Origin of the sequence: Peptoniphilus obesi ph1, assembly GCF_000311865.1 — a bacterium.
Lineage (GTDB): Bacteria > Bacillota > Clostridia > Tissierellales > Peptoniphilaceae > Peptoniphilus_E > Peptoniphilus_E obesi.
The window spans coordinates 280,420-307,085 of the sequence record NZ_HE978580.1 but is presented as its reverse complement, the minus strand read 5'-3'; the positions used below and the strand labels follow the sequence as shown (position 1 = coordinate 307,085).

At 29.6% G+C, this 26,666-nt stretch carries 28 protein-coding genes and 1 riboswitch; of the genes, 20 read left to right on the top strand and 8 right to left on the bottom strand.

Annotation, left to right across the window (positions count from 1 at the left end; genetic code table 11):
• Nucleotides 1–102: 102 nt before the first annotated feature.
• The 3 genes from HGPB_RS01410 to HGPB_RS01400 form a co-directional block, all read right to left on the bottom strand.
• Nucleotides 103–660 carry a helix-turn-helix domain-containing protein gene (locus HGPB_RS01410; protein ID WP_019131890.1) on the bottom strand — a complete coding sequence of 186 codons (558 nt, stop codon included), beginning with the start codon at nt 658–660 and terminating at the stop codon, nt 103–105.
• 164 nt (nt 661–824) lie between these two features.
• Nucleotides 825–1,022, bottom strand: a complete 198-nt coding sequence (locus HGPB_RS01405) for a hypothetical protein (protein WP_019131889.1) — start codon at nt 1,020–1,022, stop codon at nt 825–827.
• A gap of 9 nt (nt 1,023–1,031) precedes the next feature.
• Nucleotides 1,032–1,454, bottom strand: a complete 423-nt coding sequence (locus HGPB_RS01400) for an EamA family transporter (protein ID WP_019131888.1) — start codon at nt 1,452–1,454, stop codon at nt 1,032–1,034.
• A 160-nt stretch (nt 1,455–1,614) separates the two neighbouring features.
• Here HGPB_RS01400 and HGPB_RS01395 point away from each other — a divergent pair, with 160 nt between their 5' ends.
• The 3 genes from HGPB_RS01395 (at nt 1,615) to HGPB_RS01385 (ending at nt 4,124) form a co-directional block, all read left to right on the top strand.
• Nucleotides 1,615–1,869 carry a hypothetical protein gene (locus HGPB_RS01395; RefSeq protein ID WP_019131887.1) on the top strand — a complete coding sequence of 85 codons (255 nt, stop codon included), beginning with the start codon at nt 1,615–1,617 and terminating at the stop codon, nt 1,867–1,869.
• 53 nt (nt 1,870–1,922) lie between these two features.
• Nucleotides 1,923–3,296, top strand: coding sequence for a L,D-transpeptidase family protein (locus HGPB_RS01390; RefSeq protein ID WP_019131886.1), 1,374 nt, complete (start codon nt 1,923–1,925; stop codon nt 3,294–3,296).
• Nucleotides 3,297–3,341: 45 nt separating this feature from the next.
• A riboswitch (FMN riboswitch) is annotated at nt 3,342–3,459 on the top strand.
• A 62-nt stretch (nt 3,460–3,521) separates the two neighbouring features.
• Nucleotides 3,522–4,124 (top strand): ECF transporter S component, encoded by a 603-nt coding sequence (locus tag HGPB_RS01385; protein WP_019131885.1) that lies wholly within the window; start codon nt 3,522–3,524, stop codon nt 4,122–4,124.
• A gap of 188 nt (nt 4,125–4,312) precedes the next feature.
• On the opposite strand, the gene HGPB_RS01380 is transcribed toward HGPB_RS01385, so the two are convergent.
• Nucleotides 4,313–4,969 carry a 50S ribosomal protein L25 gene (locus HGPB_RS01380; RefSeq protein ID WP_019131884.1) on the bottom strand — a complete coding sequence of 219 codons (657 nt, stop codon included), beginning with the start codon at nt 4,967–4,969 and terminating at the stop codon, nt 4,313–4,315.
• A 25-nt stretch (nt 4,970–4,994) separates the two neighbouring features.
• Nucleotides 4,995–6,056 (bottom strand): tRNA 2-thiouridine(34) synthase MnmA, encoded by a 1,062-nt coding sequence (mnmA, locus tag HGPB_RS01375; RefSeq protein WP_019131883.1) that lies wholly within the window; start codon nt 6,054–6,056, stop codon nt 4,995–4,997.
• 176 nt (nt 6,057–6,232) lie between these two features.
• Between mnmA and HGPB_RS01370 the strand changes: the two genes are divergently transcribed.
• From HGPB_RS01370 to HGPB_RS01330, 9 genes are all read left to right on the top strand, one after another.
• Nucleotides 6,233–7,330, top strand: coding sequence for an FAD:protein FMN transferase (locus tag HGPB_RS01370; RefSeq protein WP_019131882.1), 1,098 nt, complete (start codon nt 6,233–6,235; stop codon nt 7,328–7,330).
• Nucleotides 7,331–7,840 (top strand): hypothetical protein, encoded by a 510-nt coding sequence (locus tag HGPB_RS01365; RefSeq protein WP_019131881.1) that lies wholly within the window; start codon nt 7,331–7,333, stop codon nt 7,838–7,840.
• A gap of 27 nt (nt 7,841–7,867) precedes the next feature.
• A complete protein-coding gene (locus HGPB_RS01360; protein WP_019131880.1) occupies nt 7,868–8,395 on the top strand; it encodes a phosphatidylglycerophosphatase A family protein in 528 nt (175 codons plus the stop codon).
• A gap of 353 nt (nt 8,396–8,748) precedes the next feature.
• Complete coding sequence (locus tag HGPB_RS01355; protein ID WP_019131879.1) at nt 8,749–9,891, top strand: acyl-CoA dehydrogenase; 1,143 nt, start codon at nt 8,749–8,751, stop codon at nt 9,889–9,891.
• 10 nt (nt 9,892–9,901) lie between these two features.
• The gene (locus HGPB_RS01350; RefSeq protein ID WP_019131878.1) at nt 9,902–10,696 is read left to right on the top strand and encodes an electron transfer flavoprotein subunit beta/FixA family protein; all 795 of its coding nucleotides are present in this window, start codon (nt 9,902–9,904) and stop codon (nt 10,694–10,696) included.
• A 10-nt stretch (nt 10,697–10,706) separates the two neighbouring features.
• Nucleotides 10,707–11,714 carry an electron transfer flavoprotein subunit alpha/FixB family protein gene (locus HGPB_RS01345; protein ID WP_019131877.1) on the top strand — a complete coding sequence of 336 codons (1,008 nt, stop codon included), beginning with the start codon at nt 10,707–10,709 and terminating at the stop codon, nt 11,712–11,714.
• Between the two features lie 134 nt (nt 11,715–11,848).
• Entirely contained in the window at nt 11,849–12,277 is a 429-nt protein-coding gene (gene rplM / locus HGPB_RS01340; protein ID WP_019131876.1) for a 50S ribosomal protein L13, read from the top strand.
• Between the two features lie 23 nt (nt 12,278–12,300).
• Complete coding sequence (gene rpsI, locus HGPB_RS01335) at nt 12,301–12,693, top strand: 30S ribosomal protein S9 (protein WP_019131875.1); 393 nt, start codon at nt 12,301–12,303, stop codon at nt 12,691–12,693.
• Nucleotides 12,694–12,809: 116 nt separating this feature from the next.
• Nucleotides 12,810–13,307, top strand: coding sequence for an N-acetyltransferase (locus tag HGPB_RS01330; RefSeq protein WP_019131874.1), 498 nt, complete (start codon nt 12,810–12,812; stop codon nt 13,305–13,307).
• Nucleotides 13,308–13,800: 493 nt separating this feature from the next.
• Here HGPB_RS01330 and HGPB_RS01325 read toward each other — a convergent pair whose 3' ends face one another.
• On the bottom strand, nt 13,801–15,624 hold the full coding sequence (locus HGPB_RS01325) for an ATP-dependent helicase (RefSeq protein WP_019131873.1): 1,824 nt from the start codon (nt 15,622–15,624) through the stop codon (nt 13,801–13,803).
• 95 nt (nt 15,625–15,719) lie between these two features.
• Between HGPB_RS01325 and HGPB_RS01320 the strand changes: the two genes are divergently transcribed.
• From HGPB_RS01320 to HGPB_RS01310, 3 genes are all read left to right on the top strand, one after another.
• Complete coding sequence (locus HGPB_RS01320; protein WP_019131872.1) at nt 15,720–16,292, top strand: phosphatase PAP2 family protein; 573 nt, start codon at nt 15,720–15,722, stop codon at nt 16,290–16,292.
• Nucleotides 16,283–17,086 (top strand): nitroreductase family protein, encoded by an 804-nt coding sequence (locus HGPB_RS01315; protein ID WP_019131871.1) that lies wholly within the window; start codon nt 16,283–16,285, stop codon nt 17,084–17,086. The genes HGPB_RS01320 and HGPB_RS01315 overlap by 10 nt, the downstream gene beginning before the upstream one ends.
• A gap of 150 nt (nt 17,087–17,236) precedes the next feature.
• Nucleotides 17,237–19,537 (top strand): heavy metal translocating P-type ATPase, encoded by a 2,301-nt coding sequence (locus HGPB_RS01310; protein WP_019131870.1) that lies wholly within the window; start codon nt 17,237–17,239, stop codon nt 19,535–19,537.
• A gap of 23 nt (nt 19,538–19,560) precedes the next feature.
• Here HGPB_RS01310 and mnmL read toward each other — a convergent pair whose 3' ends face one another.
• Nucleotides 19,561–20,460 carry a tRNA modification radical SAM protein MnmL/YtqA gene (gene mnmL, locus HGPB_RS01305; protein WP_019131869.1) on the bottom strand — a complete coding sequence of 300 codons (900 nt, stop codon included), beginning with the start codon at nt 20,458–20,460 and terminating at the stop codon, nt 19,561–19,563.
• 116 nt (nt 20,461–20,576) lie between these two features.
• Here mnmL and HGPB_RS01300 point away from each other — a divergent pair, with 116 nt between their 5' ends.
• From HGPB_RS01300 to HGPB_RS01280, 5 genes are read left to right on the top strand one after another with little or no spacing between them, the layout of a single operon-like run.
• Nucleotides 20,577–21,482: a tetratricopeptide repeat protein gene (locus HGPB_RS01300; RefSeq protein ID WP_019131868.1), complete on the top strand. Its 906-nt coding sequence runs from the start codon at nt 20,577–20,579 to the stop codon at nt 21,480–21,482.
• The gene (map, locus tag HGPB_RS01295) at nt 21,479–22,234 is read left to right on the top strand and encodes a type I methionyl aminopeptidase (RefSeq protein WP_019131867.1); all 756 of its coding nucleotides are present in this window, start codon (nt 21,479–21,481) and stop codon (nt 22,232–22,234) included. The genes HGPB_RS01300 and map overlap by 4 nt, the downstream gene beginning before the upstream one ends.
• A gap of 20 nt (nt 22,235–22,254) precedes the next feature.
• Complete coding sequence (locus HGPB_RS01290) at nt 22,255–23,643, top strand: MATE family efflux transporter (protein WP_019131866.1); 1,389 nt, start codon at nt 22,255–22,257, stop codon at nt 23,641–23,643.
• A 10-nt stretch (nt 23,644–23,653) separates the two neighbouring features.
• Nucleotides 23,654–24,256 (top strand): peptidylprolyl isomerase, encoded by a 603-nt coding sequence (locus tag HGPB_RS01285; protein WP_019131865.1) that lies wholly within the window; start codon nt 23,654–23,656, stop codon nt 24,254–24,256.
• Between the two features lie 6 nt (nt 24,257–24,262).
• On the top strand, nt 24,263–25,495 hold the full coding sequence (locus tag HGPB_RS01280) for a CapA family protein (RefSeq protein ID WP_019131864.1): 1,233 nt from the start codon (nt 24,263–24,265) through the stop codon (nt 25,493–25,495).
• A 155-nt stretch (nt 25,496–25,650) separates the two neighbouring features.
• On the opposite strand, the gene HGPB_RS01275 is transcribed toward HGPB_RS01280, so the two are convergent.
• Nucleotides 25,651–26,613 (bottom strand): acyl-CoA dehydratase activase, encoded by a 963-nt coding sequence (locus HGPB_RS01275; protein ID WP_019131863.1) that lies wholly within the window; start codon nt 26,611–26,613, stop codon nt 25,651–25,653.
• Between the last annotated feature and the right edge of the window lie 53 nt (nt 26,614–26,666).

Here is a 26,666-nt window from a genome sequence, read left to right as displayed (position 1 = left end):
TTTCATCTTTATTTGTATTATCCAATCTTTCTTGCCAATACATGTAGGTTGATTTTGGAATACTAAAATATTCTAACAAGTCTTTTAGTTTGAATTTATCTCTTAATGATCTAATGATCTTAGATATTCGTCTATTTCTGATTCTGTCATCTGTGAGAATTGAATCTTTTTTTTTAGAATTTCTACTTCCATTTGAAGATAGTAGTTTTCTTTTCTTAGTTTTTCTATTTCACTTAGTTCTTCTTTTGTTTTATTACTTTTGTTCTTTAGATTTTTATTTTTATCTTTGTTTGGCATATCTGAAGGGAGTCCTCTCTTTTTTGGCTTTAGTCCTTCAATTCCTTTTTCTCTAAATTCTTTTACCCATCTATATATCATAGATGGATTATTGATTTTAAGTTCATTTGCTAGGATTTGATAGGACATTTCTCCTGTTAGATATAAGTTTACAGTATTTAGTTTAAATTCCAAAGTATATTTATTATTTTTTCTTTTTACTTCCAGTCCTTCATAGCCTTGTGTTTTGTAAGCATTAACCCAAGTTCTAACAATATATTTATCTGGGATAGAGTATTTTTTTGCTAATTCTTTGTAGCCTATATTTCCTCCAAGATACTCTTTTACTATGTTCACCTTAAATTCTGTTTTGTATTTTGTCATTAAAAAACTGACCTCCTTCAGTTGGTTTTTAAGTCCAACTTTTGGGGGTCAGTTCAAGAGTACAGGATTTTTCTTTTTAATAAAGTGTAAAACTATTATAAATTATAAGAATTCTACTTAATAAAATTAGTTAATATAATTCTTATAAAAGATAAAGTTTTAAATTACTTATCTGATTTTTTTCTTCTCAGACAAAAATATGCCAATACAGCAAAAGTCAAAGATATTGCAAGGGTAGTGATCAAATTTGATGTATTTGATCTAACTTCAGCATTTGTAATTAAAAGTATTGGACCACTTATAGCTTCTATAGCAAAGAAAACCCCTGCTATAATTTTTACGATATTTAATATTTTTTTCATATGCGATTATTACTTCCTTAAAATAAACATTCCTATTAAACAAATAATGATTCCTACAACTTTTGTTAAACTAATGCTTTCATTATATAAAAATAAGCCAACAAATAAAAGAGAAATTGCTATTAATATACTAACTACCATATAACCTGTATTTATATTCCAGCCAAGCTTATATAAATATAAGTAGCCAGATTCTAGTCCAACAACTGCAATCCCTAAGACAAAGGCTGTCCAGTTTAAATTTTTATACTCAGCTACAATATTTGGATTGGGTGCTAATATATGATAAGCAATGAATGATCCCAAAGCTCCTATAAGATATGTAATAACTAGCATGGCTAGCGGATGTAGCTCTTTTGGTGAAGATTTAGAGCAAATTTGATAAATAATATTTGATACAACAATTAGAATAATAGGCCAGTCTTTAAGCATAAACTTTCCTCCAATCAAGTCATTCTTTAATATTAATATACCTAATTTTATGAATTAATAACGGACATTAAATTTATTATTTACAAATTAATGATAGCTTTTATTCAGATAGATAATTTAATAGATAGTCTTTTTAGATTTTTAAATTTTAGGAGGCAATATGCTACTAGAAATTAGATATATCAAAAATTATGATAGACCTTGGTTAATAAAAAGAGTTGATGGAAATTACAGTCAACATTCACACTTAAAGAGCAAGAAAGATGCTATAAAGGTAAAAGAGATGATAGAAATTAATAAATTTCCTATCAAAAAAGACCAGCAGCTTGCAGTCCAAAGACTACTAACTGATGATGAACTAAGAAGACTAAACCGAAAGCAAAAATACATAAATATAAATAATTATATAAAATAAATTTAAGCTTTAATAAAAATTACATGTGTATTAGAATAGAGTAGGTGAAAGAAATGAGAAAACTTTTAAAAAATTCTGTTCTAATTATATTTTGCTTAGTGGCTCTTGTATATTTAACAGGCTTTTATTTTTTTTGTTACTATTTTATGCCAAAGACAGAGGTCAATGGGATAAGATTGGATTTTACAAAAAAAGCAGACATAAGACAAAGTTATGAAAATTTTTATAAAAACTATGAATTAAATGTTGAGAAAAGAGACGGAAATATAAAAATAAAGGCCCCTGACTTTTCATATACAAATGAGCTTGCCAAAGACCAAGTTGTAAAACAAAATCCTTTTTATTGGCCAATATATTTATTAATGTCAAAGGAATATACACTTGAAACTATAAATGATTACGATGTTGATAAGCTCGAAAATTTAATCGATACAAAAATAGCAAACAACAAAGAGCTAATAGAACCAGAAGATGCAAAAATAGTATTTAATGAAAAGAAAAATAAATTTGAAATAGAAAAAGAAAAAATTGGTAATAAGGTCAACAAACAAAAGCTAAAAGATGAAATCTTAAAGTCTTTTGAAAGTGGAGATAAAAAACTAAACTTAGAAGATAAAGACCTATATTATAAACCATTAATTTTATCTGATGATGAGAGACTAAATAATCTCTGCCATCAAAAAAATAATTTAAGCTCTATAACTATTACTTATAATTTTAAGGATAGACAAGAAGAGTTAAAAGGCGAAAGTTTAGTAAATTTATATAGCGAAAACAGTGAAGGGCTGCTTGTACCAAATACAGAAAGTGTAAAAGATTATATTAAGTATTTATCAGGTAAGTATGATACTTTCAGAACAGATAGGAATTTTTATGCAACTGGTATAGGATCAATTGTTGTTAAGGGTGGAATTTATGGCTGGTTAACAGATATAGATGCAAGCACAGACCAATTGATTAAACTCCTAGAAAAAGTAGAAGATGCAAGCATAGAACCCGTTTATAAATTAACAGCAGTTGATAGGGGTCTTAATGATCTTGGGAATTCTTATGTAGAAATTGATCTTGGCAGACAACACATGTGGCTATATAAAGAAGGAGAACTTGTTATTGAATCAGAGATAGTAAGCGGAAATCCAAATCAAGGAAATGCAACTCCTGTTGGAACTGGAAAAATTTGGTCAAGAGAGACTGATAGATTTTTAACAGGAGATGGATGGAAATCTCACGTTAATTATTGGCTGCCATTTAACTGGTCAGGTTGCGGAATACATGATTCTTCTTGGAGATCAGAATACGGAAAAGATATTTATAAAAGGAATGGATCTCATGGTTGTGTAAATACACCACCTAAATTGATGTCAACTTTTTATAATAATACATTTAAAGGTATGCCTGTAGTTGTTTATGATTCATCAAAAAATTAATTTGATAATTTGTAGGTATTTATAATTTATGATATAATTTTTGTAGAAAGTCTTCGGGGTTAGGTGAAATTCCTTGCCGGTGGTAAAAGTCCACGACTCCCTTAGGGATTGAGCTTGTGCAATTCAAGCACCGACGGTATAGTCCGGATGGTAGAAGATTGCTTTTTATTATGCAATTGACCCCTTTTATAAGGGGCTTTTTTAAGCCCTAAAATAGGAGGTAGTATGAATAGAGTTAATTCAAAAAGAATTGTTAGTACAAATAATTTAACAAAGATGGCTATGCTTGGAGTTATTTCATTTATCTTGATGGCGTTTCAAGTTCCGCTTCCATTTATAGCTCCACATTTTATGCAAATGGATATTTCAGATTTACCAATAGCGGTCGGATCTTTTGCTATGGGACCTGTTGCAGCAATTATTATTTCTGCAATAAAAAATATTCTTCATATAGTAATAAAAGGTACAAGTACAGCTGGGGTAGGAGAGTTATCTAATTTTATTATATCTTCAGCTTTTGGTTTTACAGCAGGTTTAATTTATTCAAGGCATAAAACTTTTAAAACAGCTATATTTAGTTTGTTTGCAGGAACTATAGTAATGACTTTACTAGCTATAACTTCAAATTATTTCTTTATTTTCCCACTATACAGTAAGGTTATCCCAATGAAAGAAATAGTAGGAATGGCAAGTCATATTTCTTCTAAGATAAATGATTTATGGAGCTTGATGATATATTCTGTTCTTCCATTTAACCTAATTAAAGGATTTGTAGTATCGGCGGCAACAGTTTTGATATATAAAAGAGTAAGTTATTTGTTAAAATAAAAATTATTAAAACACCCTAGCTTAATGTTTAGGCATTAAACTGGGGTGTTTTTAATTGAAATTTTATAAGCACAAGTAGGAGTTTATAAGATTAGTAAAAAACAATTGTAAAAATATAAAAAATTTAGAAAAAAATAACTGGAGACGTAAATTATCTCCAGTTTAATTAAATCAATTTAAATTTTAAATTATTCTTCTGAGCCTTCTTCTTCAGGTTCTTCAGTTTCAGATACAGTAGGAACATCTGCAGCATCAGCAGTATCTTCTACTTCTTCATCAATTTCTTCTTCTCTAGGTTCTTGTAGACTTGCTATAACTTCTTCAATTTCAGTTAAGATTTCAATCTTATCATCGCCTGCTATATCAAGATCAGCAACAGTTAGAGAATCTCCAATTTGCATATCTTGAACATTTACAGTAGCTTCTGATGGTAAGTCTGCTGGTAGACATTCAACTTCTATTTCATCTAGTATTTGAAGTAATACTGATGGTTGAGCCTTAACATCGTCTCTGTTAAGAAGAACAACTGGCACTGTAACAGTGATCTTTTCAGTCATATCTATTAAGTATAGGTCAAAGTGCATAATTTGATTTTTAAAAGGATGCATTTGAATTTCTTTAAATAGAGCTTTTTGTTTATCTCCATCAATATCTACACTAACAAGGTTTGAAGTACCATATTCTCTATAGATTTTTTTAAGATCTTTTTCAGATGCAGTTAAAGAAATTGCTTCTTTACCTTTTGAATAAATTACACCAGGAACTTCTTGATCAGCTCTTAGTTTATCAACTTTATTTTTACCTAACTCTTCTCTTTTTTTAAGATTTAACACTAATTCTTCCATTTTATACCTCCAAATTACTTGATAACTATTTTATTATACCTGAGCCAAGACAAACATCACCATCATAAAATACTAAAACTTGACCAGGTGTTACGCCCTTTAAGGGTCTATCAAACACAACTTTTAGACAATCACTATCTTCATAGATAGTTAAGTCCTCATCCTTTGCTCTATACCTTATCTTACCCTTGCATTTGTAGGGGAAGTTTGGTTTTTCTGTTATAAAAAAGGGATCCTCTACCAAAGTTTCTTTTTTATATAAGGCCTTATTATCTAGCCCTTGAGCAACAATTAATCTGTTGTTTTTAATATCTTTATCTGCAACGAAAAATGGTTCTCCATTTCCCATTCCACCAAGACCAATACCTCTTCTTTGTCCTATTGTATAATGAATTAAACCAGAATGCTTGCCAAGATACTCTCCTTTTTCAGAATAAATATCTCCAGGCTTAGTAAAAAGATACTTATCTAAAAAATTATTGAAATCTCTTTCGCCTATAAAACATATTCCAGTAGAATCTTTTTTACTAGCAGTAGCAAGATTATATTTCTTAGCTATATCTCTAACCTGGTTTTTTTCAAGATCTCCAATAGGAAATAAGGTTTTAGCAAGAGCTTCTTCCTTAACTCTAGAAAGGAAATAAGATTGGTCCTTATTAGGGTCTAAACCCTTTAGTAAATAAGTTTTTCCATTTTCAGTTTTAGTTCTTGCATAGTGGCCCATAGCAATATAGTCACTATCTAGTTGCATAGCAAAATTTAAAAAAGCTTTAAATTTTATTTCAGTATTGCACATAACATCAGGATTAGGAGTTCTACCTTTTTTATATTCATTAAGAAAGTAAGAAAAAACCCTATCCTTATATTCTTTTTCAAAATTAACTGTATAGTAATCAATATTTAATTGATTGGCTACTCTTACGACATCTAAGTAATCCTCAGCTGCGGTACATTCTCCGTCGTTTGTATCGTCCCAATTTTTCATAAAGACTCCTGTTACATCATAGCCTTGTTCTTTTAAAATCAATGCTGCAACTGAAGAATCAACTCCACCACTCATTCCAAGAACTACATTTTTTTTAGTCATTGAAATACCTCCTGTGGATCTAACCATTTAAACATTATACATTAGAAATTGTTAAAAATCTACAAGAAATCGCAATTCGTCGCTATATATACCAAATTTTAGATAAATTTTTACTAAAAAACTTTTACTTATTTAATAAATAAAATACATTTGTTAATATATACTTGGTGATGTAAGTGAAAAAAATTAGGATTATAGGCTCTATAACTATACTTATTTTCTTGCTTTTTATTATAATAAAAAATCTTAATAGAAGCAAAGAATACAAAACACAAGTCTACGGTGCCTTCGATACATATACAGTAATATCTATATATGATAAAAATCCAAAAGAAGCTGAGGAAAAATTAAAAATCTTATCAGATAAATTTGAAGCTATGAGTAAAGACTTTGATGGATTTAATAATTATGAGGGAATAAATAATTTAAAAACAATAAACGATAATGCAGGCATAAAAGAAATAAAAGTTAGCGACGACTTATTTGATTTAATTTCTAGAACAAAAGAATTAGAAGAAAGATTCAAATTAGGAAAACTTAATATTGCCATAGGGCCAGTTACAAATATTTGGAGAGATTACAGCGATTTATATAATCAAGGACTTTCAAAAGAAGAAGTGATTTCAAAAAAAGGGTCAGAACTTCCTAGAAAAACTGAGCTAGAAAAACTTAGACCCTTGATAGATCAAAATAATGTTATAATTAACAAAGATAAAAAAACTATCTATTTAAGCAAAAAAGAAATGTCTTTAGATTTAGGTGCAGTAGCAAAAGGATATGCTGTTGAAATCTTAAGCCAGTATGCAATAAAAGATCTTGATATTGAATCTATAATCATATCTTCTGGGGGAAATGTAAAATGCTTGAACAAAGATGGTATAGATAGGAAATATAAAGTGGCTATCTATAACCCAGAAATAGAAGATAAAGATAAAAAAGAAATTTCAGAAAAAGACCAATACTTAATTACTTTAAATTTAAAAAATAAGGCAGTAGTTACTACCGGAGACTATCAAAGATATTTTATTTTAGAAGAAAAAAGATATCCCCATATAATCGATCCAACTAGTTTAGAAACAAGCGATAAATATAGGTCAATTTCAGTAATTTCTGACAATTCTTTTATAGCAGATTATTTATCAACATCTTTATTTTTACTAGATCAAGAAAGGGTAAAAGACTTAGAAAAAGAAAATGATTTTTGGGTTGTTTATTTAGATAATAATGAAGAAGTATATATTTCAGAAAAATTAAAAGACTTAATAGGTGATTAGATGAAAAATAATGTTTTAGCTTTAATTTTTCATATATTGATTATACTTATATTATTTATAGTCAACTTGTTGATTTCTTTAAATTCAACAATTTCAAATCTGATATATGGAAATATGATCTTTAAAGTTATACTTATAGTATTTACTATATTTTTATATTATAATTTTGCAAAACTTATGAGTAAGAGAAAATCTAAAAGATTGGATTTTTTAACAGGAAATATCATAGTAGTCGTGGCGATAATATTATTAATCCCACCACTAATAATGCTTGGATTTAAGATGTTTAATATGAATGTAGCTGAAAGCTTATGGAAGTTTCCACTGGATTTTTTCTTGATGCCAGGACTACTTATAAGCAGATTGCTTGGATTTAAATATGGAATTATTTCAATAATTTTTGCAAGTCTATTACCAGGCTTTATTTATGGAATTTCAATAAAAAAATCTAGAAATAAATTGAGAAGGCAAAATAGGGTAAAGAGAATAAGACAAAGAAGAGATATTTAAAATTATAAAAAGGAGTAAGTTTAGAACATGTATGAATATGATCAAAAAGAGCTATATGAACAAGCTATACAAGCTCTAAAAGATTTAGAAGTTGAGTTAGATGATTTAGCAGAGATTGTTTATAAATTACAAATTGATTATAATCCAGACGTAACCATTGAAGAGTGTTTGGATAATGTAAAAAAAGTTTTAATGAAAAGAGAAGTGCTTCATATAGTATTAACTGGACTAGCTATAGATAAATTAGTAGAAGAAAATAAATTTCCAGAACCTATTAATTCAATAATAGCTAAGGACGAAGGACTTTATGGAGTAGATGAAATTCTTCCAATAGGAATTGCAAGTTTATATGGAACAATAGGACTTACAAATTTCGGTTATCTTGATAAGGAAAAGATAGGAATAATTAAAGAGATTGATGAAAGAAAAAGAGATCTTATGCATGTAAATACATTTGCTGATGATATATTAGCAGCAATAGCAGCAGCTGCTGCAGCAAGAATTGCACATGGTAGACAAATTAAAGATGAAGAAGAAAGTGAAAAACTAAGATAAGGCTAGTCGAAAGACTAGTTTTTATTTTGTAATAAATTAATTATTTAATGCGATAAACGGCTAATTTAACTAAAAAATAAATATATTAATATGCATTTATTTTGTTTTTTTTACTTAAAAAAAGGATATGTATATAACATCGATAATGAATATTTCAATAATAAAAATAAGATTTTGCTAAAAATTATTAATAAATATAACAAAATGTAAAGATATTTTTATTATTTATTTAATAAGGTAAGAAGTCTTGTTTTACAGTTTAAATTGTTGAAATATCAATATAAAATGCTATTATATAAATGTATTTTAAATGTATAGACTAGCATTTATTAAAATTTAGAGGAGGTTTGTCTGTGAATTTCACACTAGATAAAGAGCATTTATTGTTAAAGGAAATGTATAGCTCATTTGCAAAAAATGAAATCGAACCATTTGCAAAAGATCTCGATAAAGATGAAAAGTTTCCTAAAGAAAATCTTGAAAAATTATCTAGATATGGTTTTTTCGGAATACCATATCCAAAAAAGTATGGTGGACAAGGCGGAGACTATCTAGCTTATGTAATGGCAATTGAAGAATTGTCTAAAAAATGTGCATCAACAGCAGTTGTAGTTTCAGCTCACACATCTTTATGTTGCGGTACTATTTATGAAAATGGTAATGAAGAACAAAAAATGAGGTTTTTACCAGATTTATTATCAGGTAAAAAAATTGGTGCTTTCGGACTTACAGAACCAAATGCAGGAACAGATGCATCTAGACAACAAACAATAGCAGTATTAGATGGAGATGAATACATAATTGACGGATCCAAAGTATTCATTACAAATGCAGAGTTTGCTGATGTTTTTATAGTATTTGCAAAAACTGATAAATACAAAGGATACGAAGGTATATCAGCGTTTATAGTTGAAAAGGGAACTCCAGGATTCTCTATTGGAGAAGCGGAAGATAAGATGGGAATCAGAGGTTCATCAACTTGTGAATTAGTTTTTGAAAACTGTAGAATTCCTAAAGAAAATTTACTTAAAAGAGAAGGACAAGGATTCAAAGTAGCTCTTAATACACTAAATTCAGGTAGAATTGGTATATCTGCTCAAGCATTAGGTATTGCAGAAGGTGCAATTGATGCTACTGTTGAGTATGTAAAAGAAAGAAAGCAATTTGGTAAAAGACTTTCTCAATTCCAAAACACTCAATTTGAACTTGCAAATATGAAAACAGCAACAGATGCAGCTCAACTACTAGTTTATAGAGCAGCTTGTGCAAAAGAAAATAAAGAAGAATATACTCATTTAGCAGCTATGGCAAAACTTTTTGCCTCAGGTAATGCTTCTGATGTAACAAGACGTTGTCTTCAATTATTCGGTGGTTATGGTTACACTAGAGACTATCCAATTGAAAGAATGATGAGAGATGCAAAAATTACTGAGATTTACGAAGGTACTTCAGAAGTAATGCGTATGGTTGTATCTAAGTGGATGGGCGTAAGATAGGAGGAAGATAATGAACATAGTTGTTTGTATAAAACAAGTACCTGATACAAATGAAGTTAGACTAGACCCTGTAACTAATACTCTTATCAGAAAAGGGGTTCCTAGTATTATAAATCCTGATGACAAGGCTGGACTTGAAGCAGCATTAAAGATTAAAGATCAAAATCCTGATGATGTTCATGTAACAGTTTTAAGTATGGGACCTGGTCAAGCTGATGTCGTACTAAGAGAAGCTATGGCTATGGGAGCTGATGATGGTATTTTAATCTCTGATAGAGCTTTTGGTGGAGCTGATACATGGGCAACATCTTGTACAATTTCAGCTGCTATTGAAAAACTTGATTATGATATAATAATAGCTGGTAGACAAGCTATAGATGGAGATACAGCTCAAGTAGGTCCACAAATAGCTGAACATATTGGCGTGCCACAAGTTTCTTATGTAGAAGACATTGAAGTAAAAGGTGACAAGGTAATTGTAAAAAGACAATTTGAAGATAGATATCACTTACTTGAAGTTAAAATGCCATGCCTTTTAACAGTAATTAGTGAAATTGCTAAACCTAGATATATGACTATAGGTGGAGTTTTTGATGCCTATGAAAAAGAAGTTAAAGTTTGGGGACTTGAAGATATAAAAGATCATCTTGATATGAACAATATAGGATTAAAAGGATCACCAACTAGAGTTAAAAAGTCATTCCCTAAACAAGGTAAGGGTAAAGGAGAAGTTTTAAAAGACTTATCAGCTGATGAAGCTGCAGCAGCAATTGTAGCTAAACTTCAAGAGAAATTTATAATTTGAGGGAGTTAATATGGCAAAGGATGTATATGTTTTTATAGAACAAAGAGATAATAAGATACAAAAAGTAGGAATAGAGCTTTTAGGAAAAGCTAGAGAATTAGCTGATCAACTAGAAGAACAAGTAGTTGCAATGTTTCTTGGAAGCGAAATAGAATATGAAGTTGAAACTCTTTATAAATATGGAGCTGATAAAGTAATACTTGTAGAAGATCCAATATTAAAAGAATACACAACAGAACCTTATGCAAAAGCAGTATATGAAATAATAAAAAAATATGATCCAGAAATAGTTCTATATGGTGCATCATCAATAGGAAGAGATTTAGCACCTAGACTAGCTGCAAGAGTTCATACTGGTTTGACAGCAGACTGTACAAAACTTGAAATCGATGAAGAAACAAGATTACTTTTAATGACTCGTCCTGCTTTTGGTGGTAACTTAATGGCAACTATACTTTGTGAAAACTTCACACCACAAATGGCAACAGTAAGACCTGGAGTTATGCAAAGTAAAAAATTAGAAGGTCATACAGGCGAATTAATAAGAGAAAAAATTGAATTTACAGAAAAAGATATGACTGTAAAGATACTTGATATAGAAAAAACTGAACAAAAAAGAAAAGATATTACTGAAGCGGACATCTTAGTATCAGGTGGTCGTGGTGTTGGCGGAAGTCAAGGCTTTGAAAAACTAGAAGATCTTGCAAAAGAATTAAAAGCTGAAGTTTCTGCATCAAGAGCAGCAGTAGATTCTGGCTGGATGCCTAAAGATAGACAAGTTGGCCAAACTGGTAAAACTGTAAGACCAAATCTTTATCTAGCATTAGGTATTAGTGGGGCTATCCAACATTTAGCTGGTATGGAAGATTCTGACTTAATAATTGCAGTTAACAAGAGCGAAGATGCTCCTATTTATGATGTAGCAGATTTAGGAGTAGTAGGAGATTTAAATCAAATTGTTCCTAGATTAACTGAAATAATTAGAAGAGAAAGACAAGCAAAAGAAGATATAGAATAAAATTTATCTCAAATAAGATAAAAGTCTTATAAATGTGGTTAAATATATTGACATTAAGAGCTTTCTATAATAGAATATCTAAAGTGTTTAAAAAGCCCCGGAAATTTTTTAATCACAGGAGGATAAAAACCTAAATGAAAAGCTATATGGCAAAAGCCAATGAAGTAGATAGAAAATGGTATGTAGTAGATGCAAAAGATAAGGTACTAGGAAGATTAGCAAGTGAAGTTGCTTGTATTTTAAGCGGTAAAAGAAAACCAATCTATACCCCACATGTAGACACTGGTGATTATGTTATCGTTATAAATGCAGACAAAGTTAAACTTACTGGAGATAAATGGAACAAAAAAATCCATGTAAGACACACTAATTATCCTGGTGGTAGAAGAGAAACTGTATACGCTCAATTAAGAGACAAGCATCCTGAAAGAGTAATTGAATACGCTGTTAAGGGAATGCTTCCTAAGAATAGATTAGGAAGACAAATGTATACTAAACTTAAAGTTTACGCTGGAGAAGAACATCTTCATGCAGCTCAAAAACCAGAAGTTTACGAATTTTAATTTGAGGGAGGTATATTAGTTTCATGGAAAGATTGCAATACAGAGGAACAGGAAGAAGAAAAACTTCAGTTGCCCGCGTAAGATTATTAGCAGGTAACGGAGAATTTAAAATTAACGGAAAAGATATAGCAGACTATTTCAACTATGACACTTTAATTGCTACAGCTAAATCACCACTAGAACTTACAGAAACTGCTGACAAATACGATGTTATCGTAAAAGTTGAAGGTGGCGGATACACTGGACAAGCTGGTGCTGTAAGACACGGTATAGCACGTGCTTTACTAGAAGCTGATCCAGAACACAGAGCAATTTTAAAGAAAGCAGGTTTCTTAACTAGAGACCCAAGAATGAAAGAAAGAAAGAAATATGGTCTTAAGAAAGCTAGAAAGAGACCACAATTCTCAAAACGTTAATATTTATACAAAAAGTCTTGGATATTTATTCAAGGCTTTTTTTATTTGCCTAAATTTAATATAATTTACTTATATTAAAAATCTAATTATTTTTTAGATAAAAGACGGGTGAGAAATTGAACTTTAGAAAAGCAAATTATAATGATATTGAGACGATTAATAAAATATATGAAGATGCTTCTAAATCCTTGGCAGAAAATGGAATAGACCAGTGGCAAGGTGAATTAAAGCCAAAAATAAAAAATAAAGAAGCAATAAAAAATATTTATCTTCTTACAGAAAGTGAAGAAATACTCTCTACAGGAATTATACTAGATTATGATAAGGACTATGCAAATATATATGACGGATCTTGGTTAAGCAATGGGAAATATTATGTTGTGCATAAGTTTGCTACAAATATAAAAATAAGAAGAAAGGGATATGGTTCGATTTTTTTACAAGAAGTTGAAAAATTAGCCATAAAAAATTTTATATTTTCTATAAAAATTGATACTCACGAAGATAATTATTTGATGCAAAAGTTACTTGTAAAAAATGGATATAAAAAGTGCGGAATGGTTATCCTAGAAGGGTCAGGGAAAAGACTTGCTTATGAGAAATTGTTAAAATAATTTAAGAAAATTTTATTTAAGTTTATAAGAAGAAATCCACCAGTTTATCTGGTGGATTTCTTCTTATCTTATTTCAAAGCATTATTAATTGGCAAGTTGAAAAACAATTTATCTAATATTTTTTCTTAAGCTTATTTAGAATCTTTATTATTTAAAAGTTTAGAAAAGATATTTTATCTGCTACAAACTTTAAAATAAATTAAGAGTAAGTATTTTTCTTTTATCAATTTATTAAAAATGGTTTTAAAGTAATTTTTATCCTATAGCTTTCTAAATAAATTTTAACTATCAGACTAAAAATAAGATAATTCATTTAGATATTTAAATTTAAGTTTATATAAAAGATTTAAGATATCTAAAAATTTAAAAATTGAAAAATAAAAGATTTTGACTTTTACAAGTTTTAAATAATTTATATATAATTTTGAATCTATAAAATTTAATATTGTTAATAATTTTTAAATTAGTATTTATAGTAAAAATATATAATATTTTATTTTGCCTTACTTAAAGCTGCTAATTCATTTATAAAGCTAGATGGTAAAACGTATCTTCCGTTATAAATTTTTGGATATATAAGATAAAGATTCGTTTTTGCGCGGGTCATTGCCACATAAAAAAGTCTTCTTTCTTCCTCAAGATCTTTTGTATCACCCTTATTTGAAGGAATTACTCCATCAACAAGATCAATTATATAAACAATATCGTATTCTAGCCCCTTAGAAGAATGTATGGTTGATAATTTTATTAAAGAATCATTGTAAGATTTGGTATTGCTCATATATTCAAGGTGTTTTAACCTAGCTAAAAAAGAGTCTATATCTTTTTCAGATGATGCAATATAGATTAAGTGGTGGCAAAATTCTTTTAAATTTTCATATGAATAATTAAACTTTTTAGCAGAATCTTTTAAATAATCGTCATATCCCATGTCGTACAAAATATAATTTATTTGTTGGAAAATATTTTTTCCTTTCAAATTTTTAAAATCTTTGATGAGCATGGATATATTTTCCTTGTAGTAAGTTGGGAGTCCAGGATAGCTTAAGAGTGGAATAAGTATATTTTCTCCCAGGTTCTTTTTCATAAAGTTAAGGTGTTTTTTTGAAATATAGCCATGGATCTTGTAGTAAAAATTGCTGAAAAGATCAATCCTTGAAGTGTCATTTGAAAATTCAATAATAGACAAAATATCTTTTACTATAAAATGATTTAAAATCTTAAGTTTTGAAGAATTTATCGAAAAATCTAAATTTTTTCTTTCTAAATATTCAATCACACCAAGACTGCTCAGATTATTCCTATATAAGATTGCCTGACTGAGATTTTTATTTTTAAGTATATTTTCATAAATAAATTTGTATTGGTCTTCGCTAGATCCCAGTTTAATTATATTTACTGGTTCTAAGTAATCATTTAGTGTCGATATTTTTTTACTAAACCTATTTGAATTTTTATCTATAAATTTACTGCTGGTATTTACAATATTTTTTGTGGAACGGAAATTATTTTGTAAATAGTAGTAAGTTAGATTTTTGTAAACATTTTTTAAATTTAATAAATAGTCGGGATCTGCACCTCTAAAAGCATAGATAGATTGGTCATCATCAGCAACTATAAATAAATTATTTTTTGGGGCAGCAATTAATTTTATAAATTGAAATTGAGCTCTTGAAGTATCTTGCCCCTCGTCAAGTTGCAGGTAGTCAAAGGATGACTTGATTTTATTTAATAGATAATTATCTTTTTTTAGAATTTCGTAGGCAAGGATAATCATATCGTCAAAGTCTATAAGATTATTTTCTTTTTTATAGTCTTCATATTTTCTATAAATTTGCCTAAAGTTAGTGATTTTTACTTTCTCTTTTTCTGGATCTATTAAAGAATTTTTATAATATGAAATTTTATTTATCAATTCTTCTAAATATTGTTCTGAAATTGGTTTTTTATTAAGCTCATAATAAATGCTAGCTATTATCTTATATTTACTTACCTTTTCGCCTTCAATAAGCCTATATTCTTTGCCTCTTAATTTTGAATAATGTCTAATTATTGAAAAACAAAGGGCGTGAATTGTAAAAAATTTGGGTAAATTTTTATTGTGAGGATATAATTTTGAAAATCTCTTTTTTATATCTGTGCTGGCAGCTTTTGAAAAGGTAAAGGTCAGTATCCTTTTAGGATCAACACCTTGGTCTATTAGTCTTAATATCCTGTGTAGGAGGATAGAAGTTTTGCCAGAACCCGGGACTGCCAAAATTAAGGCAGGTCCATTTTTATGTTTAATAGCTAGTTTTTGTTCCTTTGATAATTCCATTTAATCACCAATTAAATTGTAAACATTTAAGAAGAATTATTCAAATCTTTATATATTTAGCAAGTGATTGATATATAATATAAATGAGGTGTTTTATGTCGAATCCATTTAAGCGTTTTGATAACTTTTTTATTGACCTTATAAATAAAAAACTAAAAAATAAGTATTCAAATGTTTTGTTTTTTAATATTACTAAATTAGCTAACTTTTTGCCGATAACTATTTTTGGCTTAATTTTACTTTTTATAAAATCAACTAGGCCACTTGGTATAGAAGTGCTTTTGGCGCTTACTTTGCAAGCAGTTATAGTTCAAATATTAAAGAGGGTATTTTTGAGAAACCGTCCCTACTGGATATTGGAGAATTTAAATACTTATGGCATAGACCTTAGTGATTATTCTTTTCCATCTGGTCATACTGCTGCAAGTTTTTCTGTGGCAACTGTGCTTTCTTTAAATTACAGCTCTTTTGCTCTTATATTTTTTTTCTTGGCAATCTTGATAGCTATTTCGAGAATTTATTTAGCTGTTCATTATCCTACGGATGTTTTGGCTGGAATTATTATAGGAGTGCTTTGTGGGGTATTAGTTAATTATAAATTATTTCCTTTAGTGTTTTCATATATTGGAGAAAAATTTAATATAGGAGGAGTTTTAGAATGGTATTAGTGGATTTTTTACAAGATAGAAGATCAGTAAGAAAATTTAAGGACAAGAAAATAGATAAAAGTGAACTTGAAAGAATTAAAGGTTATTGCAAGACAGTTGAAGACCAAGTTCCAAGTGTGAAATTTTTCATTGCTGAAAATGGACAAACTGTTTATGATAAATTACTTGGCAAGGCTGGATATGGAGGACACATGATCAAGGCTCCTCATTATATGGGACTTGCTATATCAGAAGATACTGATAGAAATAACTTGGCACTAGGTTTTATAATCGAACAAATGAATACTCAAATTATTGAAATGGGTTATGATACATGCTGGATAACTATCCATTTTGTAGATGATGAAACTAGGAAAGCAATCTTTGGAGAAGCTGGTCCTATGATAAAATACTTAATTGCTTTTGGTTATAGAGAAGGCAAGAAATTATTTGAAGAAAGTGCAGTTTCTTGGAGACATCCTTTAAATGAAATTTGTTTTAAAGATGAAATTGGAAATCCAGCAAGTTTAGAAGATCTTGAAGAAAGAGCAATTCTAGAAACAATGTCATCAATAAGATTTGCACCTTCTCACAAAAATAAACAACCTTGGAGATTTGTCATAAAAGATGATTGTGTTGAAATTTATATGGTAAAAAGTGATGATGAAGTTGAAAATAAGGACCGCCTAGTTGACATAGGTGTAATAATGCTTTATTTTGAAGAACTTATAAAAAATATAAATGTTTATGACAAATGGACTATAATTTTTGAAGATCAAGGCGAATATTTAAGAGTTGCTAAATTCAAATTATAAAGTTAAAAATTAAGAGGACTCAGAGACTTAAAAGTTTTTGAGTCTTTTTTTATTTATATTTGTCATTTCTATTGACTATTATCTAATAGGAGATATAATATATGAAGAAACATTCATATGACAAATCGTTCATATATAAGAGGTGAAAAAATGATTGGCTTAAAAGGATTTGAATGTCAAATTTGCATTGACGATTTAAAAAAGCATAAAAATAAGATAAATGGATTAAAAAGTATATCTTCCCACGATGATATTGTTGAAATAGAGGCAAAAGAAGGTGTTGATGAAGATGAACTTGTAAATGATATACAAGACCATTTAAAACATCTTGGTCATGATCATAAAATCGAGACTGCATATAATTCAATTTTATATTTAAATGGATTAAATTGTGCAGATTGTGCTGGGAAAATCATGGATAAGATAGATAAATTAGATGAGGTTGCGGATGCAAACTATAATTTTGCGACTCAAAAATTGTCTGTTTGGTACAATTCAAACTCTGATTTTTCTTCAGTATTTCATGATGTAAATTCTATAGTAAAAAGTATAGAGCCTGATGTTGAAGTTACAAAAAACCATATTTTAGAAAAGTCTTCTATTTTTGAAGAAAATAAGGCTGAAATTCTAAAATTACTTGGAGTTTTTATAATATTAATTCTAAGCCAAGTTTTAGATTTAGGAAAAAGCCTAAGCTTTGCTATTTTGCTAATTGCATATTTAGTTGTAGGCTATGAAGTTTTATTACAATCGATTAAAAACTTAAAATCTGGAGAAATATTTGATGAAAACTTCCTAATGGCAATAGCATCAATAGGAGCAATAATTATTGGAGAAATTCCTGAAGCTGTTGGTGTAATGCTATTTTATTCAGTGGGAGAATTTTTTGAAGACCTGGCGGTAGAAAATTCTAGAAATTCAATAAAATCTGCCTTGGATTTAAAAGCTCAGTATGCAAATGTATATAGGGATGAAGAAATTATTGAAGTTGATCCAGAAGATGTTGAAATTGGAGAAATAATTTTAGTAAAACCGGGAGAAAAAATACCATTAGATGGGAAAGTTTACGAAGGATCTTCTTATATAGATACATCAAGCATCACAGGTGAGTCAGTTCCTCTTTATGTTAGCCCTGGTGACCAATTAAATTCTGGCTGCATAAATACAGATTCTTTAATAAAAATTCAAGTAACAAAGACATATTCTGATTCAACTGTTGCAAAAATTATTGACCTTGTAGAAAATGCATCTAGCAGAAAATCAAAAACAGAAAAATTAATAACTAAATTTGCAAAAATTTATACACCGCTTGTTGTATTTTTTGCAGTGGCAATTGTTTTTGTATCAAGTATTTTTAATATCTTAGAGTTTAAGGAAGCTGTTTTTAGAGCCTTGACCTTCTTGGTAGTTTCTTGTCCGTGCGCCTTCGTTATTTCGGTTCCACTATCAGTTTTTGCAGGTATAGGAGCAGCATCAAAATCAGCAATTTTTGTTAAGGGTGGAAATTATTTAGAAGCTTTATCAAGTATAGATAAGATATTAATGGATAAAACTGGAACAATAACTATGGGAGAATTTTCTGTAGTTGATATTGATCTAGGAGAGGGCGTAGATAAAAAAGAACTTCTAGAGTATGCTTATCTTGGCGAAAAAAACTCAACTCACCCAATAGCAAAAGCAGTAACAGACTTTGCAAAAACTTATGCAGAAGATAAAGAAGTAGAAAAACAAAAAGAAATTGCCGGCAGAGGCGTTGAATATTATTTAGACAATAAAAAAGTTTTAATCGGTAATAAAAAATTATTAGATGAAAATAATATTGAAGCAAAAAATATAAGTGAGTCTGGAGTTAGCGTTTATGTAGCAGCAGACGGGAAATATTTAGGTTCTATCCTATTAAAAGATAGTCTAAGAGAAAATACATCTTTTGTAATAAATAAATTAAAAAGCTTTAATATTAAGACAATTCTTTTATCTGGCGATAGACAAGAAAATGTAGAAGATTTAGGAGAAAAACTAGGTTTTGATAAATATTTTGGAGGTCTTTTACCAGAAGACAAAGTTAGAAAATTAGAAGAAGAAAGAAAAGATGATTCAATTTTAGCTTTTGTTGGAGACGGAGTAAATGATGTTCCAGTTCTTGCTGGTGCAGATATTGGTATAGCTATGGGAGCTTTAGGGTCTGATAGTGCAATAGAAGCAGCAGATATAGTTTTATTAACAGATGATATTGGAAAACTTATAGACGGTATTTATATATCAAGAAGAACTAAAAAAATAGTTTATCAAAATATTATATTTGCCCTAGGAGTTAAAATCTTATTTTTAGGACTAAGTTTATTTGGATACACAACAATGTGGGAAGCAGTTTTTGCAGACGTTGGAGTTACGATTCTTGCAGTCTTAAATTCAATTAGGGTCTTAAAATATAAACCAGAAATCAATAAATAATAAAATAAAAACTAGCCTGAGATTTAAAAATCTATCAAGGCTAGTTTTCTTTTTTTCAATTCCTTTTCAATAGATCCAATAACTGAAAGCTTATCGGCGGCCCATAAAGGAGCGATTAGCTTTTCCTTATCGGCATCTCCAGTAAGTCTATGAATTACGATGTCTTTTGGAAGAATCTCTATGCTGTCACAAACTAAATTTACATATTCATCTTTTGTAAGTAGTTTAAAAGGATGGTCTCTATAATATTTTGCCAAGCGGGCATCTTCTTGAATATAAAGAGAATGAAATTTTACGCCAAAGGGTTTTAGATCTTTTAAATAGTTAACACTTTCTAGCATTTGCTCTTTACTTTCTCCCGGCAGACCAAAAATCACATGAGTCAAAAACTTTATATTGTGGTCTTTTAATTTTCTTGAAGCCAAATCAAAAGTTCTGTGGTCATAACCCCTGTTTATAAATTCAAGACTATCATCATGGATACTTTGCATGCCAAGCTCTAAAAAAAGAAAGGTCTTTTTATTTAAATCATCTAACATATCCATAACATCATCGCCAAGACAGTCCGCCCTTGTAGCTATTGAAAGTCCAACAATTTCATCTTTTTCTATAACATGATTATATAAATTTTTATAATAATCTATATCTCCGTAAGTATTTGTAAAATTTTGGAAATAAGCTATATAAGAATTGCTTTTCCATTTTTTTGCCATAAGTTTTTTCTGTTCTTCAATTTGTAAATCTATATCTTTTTTTAAAGATATAAAATCTCCACTTCCTCTTTCTGAACAAAAGATACAAGCCTTGTTTGAAATGCTACCGTCCCTATTTGGACAAGTAGCAGCAGAAGATAGGGATAGTTTTACAACCTTTTCATTAAAAACTGACCTAAAATAAGTATTAAAATCTAAAAATCTTCTCATATAACCACCAAGTATATTTTAGCAAAAAAGAAAAATTTTAAAAGAAAGTATATTAATACTTTCTATCATCTCTGTATTTATGGATAATTATTGTTATAATTAGTAGTGGAGGCTATATGGAAAAGCTTATTGATAAATATAATAATTATATGATTATGGCAGAAAATTTTCTTGAAGAAGAGAAATTTCAAAAGGCTTTAGGAGCTTTAAAAAAAGCCTATAATTATGCCGATGATTTTGACAAGATAAATATTTTATTTGAAATGTCAGATATTTATTTAATAGAAAGTGATTTTAAAAATGCGATTGATAGCTATGAAAAGATTATAGCTATGGACGAGGATCAAGCAGGAGCTTATTACGGACTAGCTACTGTAAACAATATGATCAAGGGAGATATTGACTATTCTATTAAAAATTTTAAAATGGCTATAGAAAAAGATAAGGATTACGACAGAGCTTATTATTATCTTGGCCACTCTTATTTAGAAATTGATGAATATGATAAGGCTCTTTTTTTATTTGAAAAGTGTCTAGAATTAAATGAAGATGATTATGTAGCTTTAAATGATATTTCTTTTATATACGGTAGCAAAAAAGACTTCGAAAAATCTCTTTTATATGCAAAGAAGTCCTTAGAAATAAGGCCAGACTATTTCAGAGCCTTATATAATTTAGGAGTTGCCTATAAGGGTCTAGGAAATAATAAAGAGGCTTTGAAGGCTTATCTTGAAGCGAAAAATTACAGCAAATTTGAGAATATATACTTAAATATGTCTGCTATATATATAGAAGAAAAAAATTTTAAGCTCGCCTTGGATATACTAAATGAGGGAATAGAATTTAATAAAAATAGTGTTAATTTACATTACAATAGGGCTTGTGTTTATGCAAGACTTAATGATAGAGAAAAAGCCATAAAAGACATTTCTTATGCCAACGAAATTAATGAAAATGTATTTTCTTGGGCGAGAAATGACAATGATTTAAAAGACATTATTAAGGAGATAGAAAATAGATGATTATAATTAAAACACCTGAAGAAATAGAAAAAATGAAAGTCGCAGGTAAAGTTTTATCTGATGTGCACCACAAACTAAGAGATTTTATTAAACCTGGAGTAAGCACTCTTGAAATAGATTCATTTGTAGAAAACTATTTAAGAAAAAGAGGAGCCTATCCTGAACAAAAGGGATACGAAGGTTATCCATACTCAGTTTGTACAAGCGTTAACGATGAAATTTGCCATGGATTTCCAACAGAATATGTTTTAAAAGATGGAGATATAATAACTGTAGACATGGTTGTTAATGTTGATGGATGGTTGGCAGATTCTGCTTGGTCCTATGAAGTTGGGGAAGTTTCAAAAGAAGCTAAAGAACTTTTAAAAGTGACTAGAGAAGCAATGTATATTGGGATAGAACAAGCAAAAATAGGAAATAGAATTGGCGATATAAGTCATGCTATCCAAGAATATGTTGAAGCTAGAGGATATAGCGTTGTAAGAGAATTTGTTGGACATGGAATAGGTCAAGAAATGCACGAAGATCCACAAGTTCCACATTATGGAAGAGCTGGAAGAGGACCAAGAATTACAGAAGGCATGGTATTTACAGTAGAACCAATGATAAATATGGGAGAAAAAGAATTGACAATTGATGATAATGGTTGGACTGCAAGAACTGCGGATGGATCTTTGTCAGCTCAATACGAACACCAATTAGCAATTACAAAAGATGGACCAATTATAATTACAGACCAAGGTGATTGCTAAATAAATAAAAGGGGGCAAAAATGAGTAGGAGAGTAAATTTACTTGAAGGAGATATATTATCTTCTATGATTAAAATGTCCTTACCCTTGATGGCAACAGCCTTTATCCAGATAGCCTATTCTTTAGTAGATTTAATCTGGCTTGGGAAATTATCGACTGATGCAGTTGCAGCTGTTGGTTGTGTTGGGTTTTTTGTCTGGATTGCACAAGCCTTAACTCTAATAGCAAAAACAGGTTTATCAGTTGGCATGAGTCAAGCCTATGGTAAAAGTGATAAAGAAGGATTGGTGTCAATATTAAGAAGTGGTTTTCAAGTAAACTTTATAATATATGTTTTAATTACATTAATATTTTTAATATTTAGAAAAAACCTTATTGGATTTTATAAACTAGATCCAAGCGTTGAAATTTTGGCACTTGAATATTTTGATGTAATAATTGCAGGACTTATATTTTTATTTTTAGCTCCAGCCTTGTCGACTTGCTTTTATTCAGTTGGAGATTCAACTCTCCCATTTAGAATATCTGCAATAGCACTTATAACAAATATAATTCTTGATCCACTTTTGATATTTGGAATTGGGATTTTTCCAAAATTGGGGGTAAGAGGGGCAGCAATTGCCACAGTATTTGCGCAATTTATCCAAGTTGTCTTATATATTGCAGTTGGCATAAAACACAATGAAATCTATGTCAAAATAAACTTTTTTGAAAAGATAGATAAAACTTTTTGTTTAGATATCTTAAGCCTAGGTATTCCAATTTGTTTGACCTCAATAGTCCATGCCTTGATAGGAATTAAATTAAATTCTTATGTTGCAAGTTTTGGAGCAGCAGCAATAGCAGCCTATACAATTGGAGCTCAAATAGAATCTGTATCTTGGATGAGTGCAGAAGGATTTGCAACTGCAATTTCTACTTTCTTTGGGCAAAACTATGGAGCGGGTCAATATGAAAGGTTAAGAGAAGCAAGAAATAAGTCACTAGAAATTTTAACAATAGCAGGTTTAATAATATCTAGCCTTATGTTTATATTTAGCAGACAGATATTTGAATTCTTTATCCCAGTAGACCCAGAAGTTATAGCTATTGGATCAAATTATTTAAAAATAAATGCAATATCTGAATTATTTTTAGCCTATGAAATTGGCGTAACTGGTATGCTAAATGGACTTGGACTTACAAGATATCCAGCCTTTAACACAGTCATATTTAATGTTATGCGAATACCTATTGCCTTAGCATTAATGCCGATTTTAGGTGTAAATGGTTTGTGGGCATCAATGTCTATTTCAAGTTTTATAAAAGGATTTGTAATGTTAATAATTTATAATGTATTAAGAAATAAAACTGATGGATTTAGAAATAATATGTCTAAATATGTCAGCAGGGTTAAAAGTGTAGTTTAGGAGGATTATTATGTTAGAACAATTTAATTTACCTGAAAAAGGGGAAGAAGTTGCAGTTTTAAGAACAAATTTCGGAGATATAAAAATTAGATTATTTGAAGAAGCAGCACCAAAAGCTGTTGAAAATTTTAAAGGCCTTATAGAAAAAGGCTACTATGATGGTTTAATCTTCCATAGAGTTATAAATGACTTTATGATTCAATCTGGAGACCCACTTGGAACTGGAAGAGGTGGAGAAAGTTTATGGAATGAACCATTTGAAGATGAAATCAATTTAAATTTCAGAAACTTCAGAGGAGCACTTTCTATGGCAAATGCTGGACCAAACACAAATGGATCACAATTTTTCATAGTTCAAAAAGGAGCAGTTGAAGATGATATAATACAAAAAATGAGATCAGCCGGCGAAGAACAAGGCTATCCTGATGAAATAATAGATAGCTATCAAAATATTGGTGGAACATTCTGGCTAGATGGAATTCATACAGTATTTGGACAAGTTTTTGAAGGAATGAGCGTAGTTGATGATATAGCAGCTACAAAAGTTGACTTTATGAACAGACCTCTAGAAGAAGTAATAATAGAAAAAGCTTTCTTAGAAAAATATGAATAAGATAAAATGAAAAAAATATTTTATGGTCTGCTAATACTTTTGATACTTGGATTAGGTATATTTAGCTTAAATATATATTATTCAAATCCAAATATTAGCTCTGGAAATTTAAAAAGTCAGCAAGTAAGTAAAAAAGCTGATGGGAAAAAAGAAAATAAAAAAAATAATAAAAAGTCAGATAAAAAAGAAGAGCAAGTATACAGGACAAAGATTTGGGCAACGGGGGATATAATGTATCATATGCCCCTTTACAAAAATTCTTACAACATGGAAAAGCAAGAATATGACTTCACTTCTTATTACCAAAAAGTAAAAGAATATTTAGACGGGGCAGATATTGTAGTCGGGAATTTAGAAACAAGTATAAATCCCAATAAACAATTAAGTGGTTTTCCCTTGTTCAACACACCGCCTGAAGCTATTAAATATCTTAAAGAATCAGGATTTGATATCTTATCAACCGTAAATAACCATTGCTTAGATACAGGACTAGAAGGAATTTCTACAACAATAGATGCCATAGATGCAAATGGATTAAAACATTTTGGAACTTATAAAGATGCAAAAAGAGATCCAGTAATTATAGAATCTAATAATATAAAAGTTGGATTTATAGGATATTCTGATATTTTTAATGGCATGGATTCTCTAGTCAGTGGAAATGAATTTATGATTTCTCCACTAAAAGAAGATTTAATAATCGAAGATATAAGCAAATTAAAAAATGCAGGGGTGGATTATATAATAGCCTATCCTCATTGGGGAATTGAATACAGTAAAGTTCCAGATGAAAAGCAAAAATATTTTGAAGACTTTATGATAAAAAATGGAGTAGATGCAATTTTAGGATCTCATCCACATGTTTTACAAGAAACATCTTATAAACAAGTAGATGGCAAGAATATTTTTACCATATATTCTATGGGAAATTCTATTTCCAACCAAAAGAAAAGATGGATTGGAAGAGATGGTGTAGAATCTGGAGTATTTGTCGAATTAAATTTAGTAAAAGAAGATGGAAAAACAAAACTTGAAAATTATAACTTATTTCCGACCTATGTAAACTCTTATATAGATGAGAAAGGAATCAGAAAATCAGAAGTTGTCTTATACTACGATATTCTAGAAGGAGGAAAGTATAGGGATAATTTAACAAGTGAATCTAAAAACTTTGTGGACAATGAATATGAAAAAGTCTTACAAACATTAAATGGAAAAAAAGAAGAACCTGCTAGTTAGCGGGTTCTATTATTTTGCAGATTTTGCAGTTTTTAATATTTAGGGTTTTTACAGCGTGGGATTTTAAATTTTAATTTAAGAAAAAAAGCAAGTGAGTAAATAAAAAGACGGAGATTTTACTATCTTCGTCTTTTTTTAAGTATTCAAAATTATTTTTAATTTGCGTGGAGTTTTTTAATGGCACCTTTTTCGCATCTGTTGCCCCAAGAGTCTATAAGTTCCCCATCCTTTAATACACACATTATTTCACAGTGGTTTGGACATTTGTTGCAATTTACTCCTCTTGTTGTAAATTCTATATTTTCTATTTCAAAATTAAATTCTCTGTGAGTTCCCATTTTGTGAGCTAGGATTGCAATTCCTATTGCTCCAGCTAGGTGTCCAACATCATCTACTAGTACTTCTTTATTTAGAGATTCTTCAAAGAATTTTTTTACTCCCTTATTTTTACTTACTCCACCTTGGAAAACTACAGGACTTTGGATATTTTTTCCACGACCAACATTATTTAAATAGTTATTTACAATTGACTGACAAAGTCCTGCAATTATATCCTTTTTTTCGTATCCCATTTGTGCCTTGTGTACAAGGTCTGATTCTGCAAAGACTGTGCAACGTGCTGCAATTGGAGTTGGGCTATTTGATGTAAGTGCAATATCTCCAAACTCTTCTACGGCAACTCCAAGTCTATTTGCTTGAGATGATAAAAAGGCTCCTGTTCCTGCTGCACATAGTGTATTCATGGCATAGTCAACAACAACTCCATTATCGATTAGTATAATTTTTGAGTCTTGACCTCCAATTTCAAGAATTGTTCTAACATCAGGATGCATAGAAATTGTTCCTATTGCATGAGCTGTGATTTCGTTTCTTTCTATACCTGCATTTGTTATTGCTCCTACAAGTTTTCTCGCAGATCCTGTGGTTCCTACTGCTATAACTTGATATTTTTCTCTATCTAATTGTTCATCTAAGGATTTTGTAAGTTTTTTTACTGCATTAATTGGATTTCCTTCTGTCATTAAGTAATCTTTTGCTAAAATATTATTTTCTTCATCCAAAATAACGCCCTTAGTTGATATACTTCCTACATCTATTCCATAAAATGCGTTTTTCATAGTAGCTCTTTTGATTCTCCTTATAACAATGATACTGCAAAATATTTTAATTT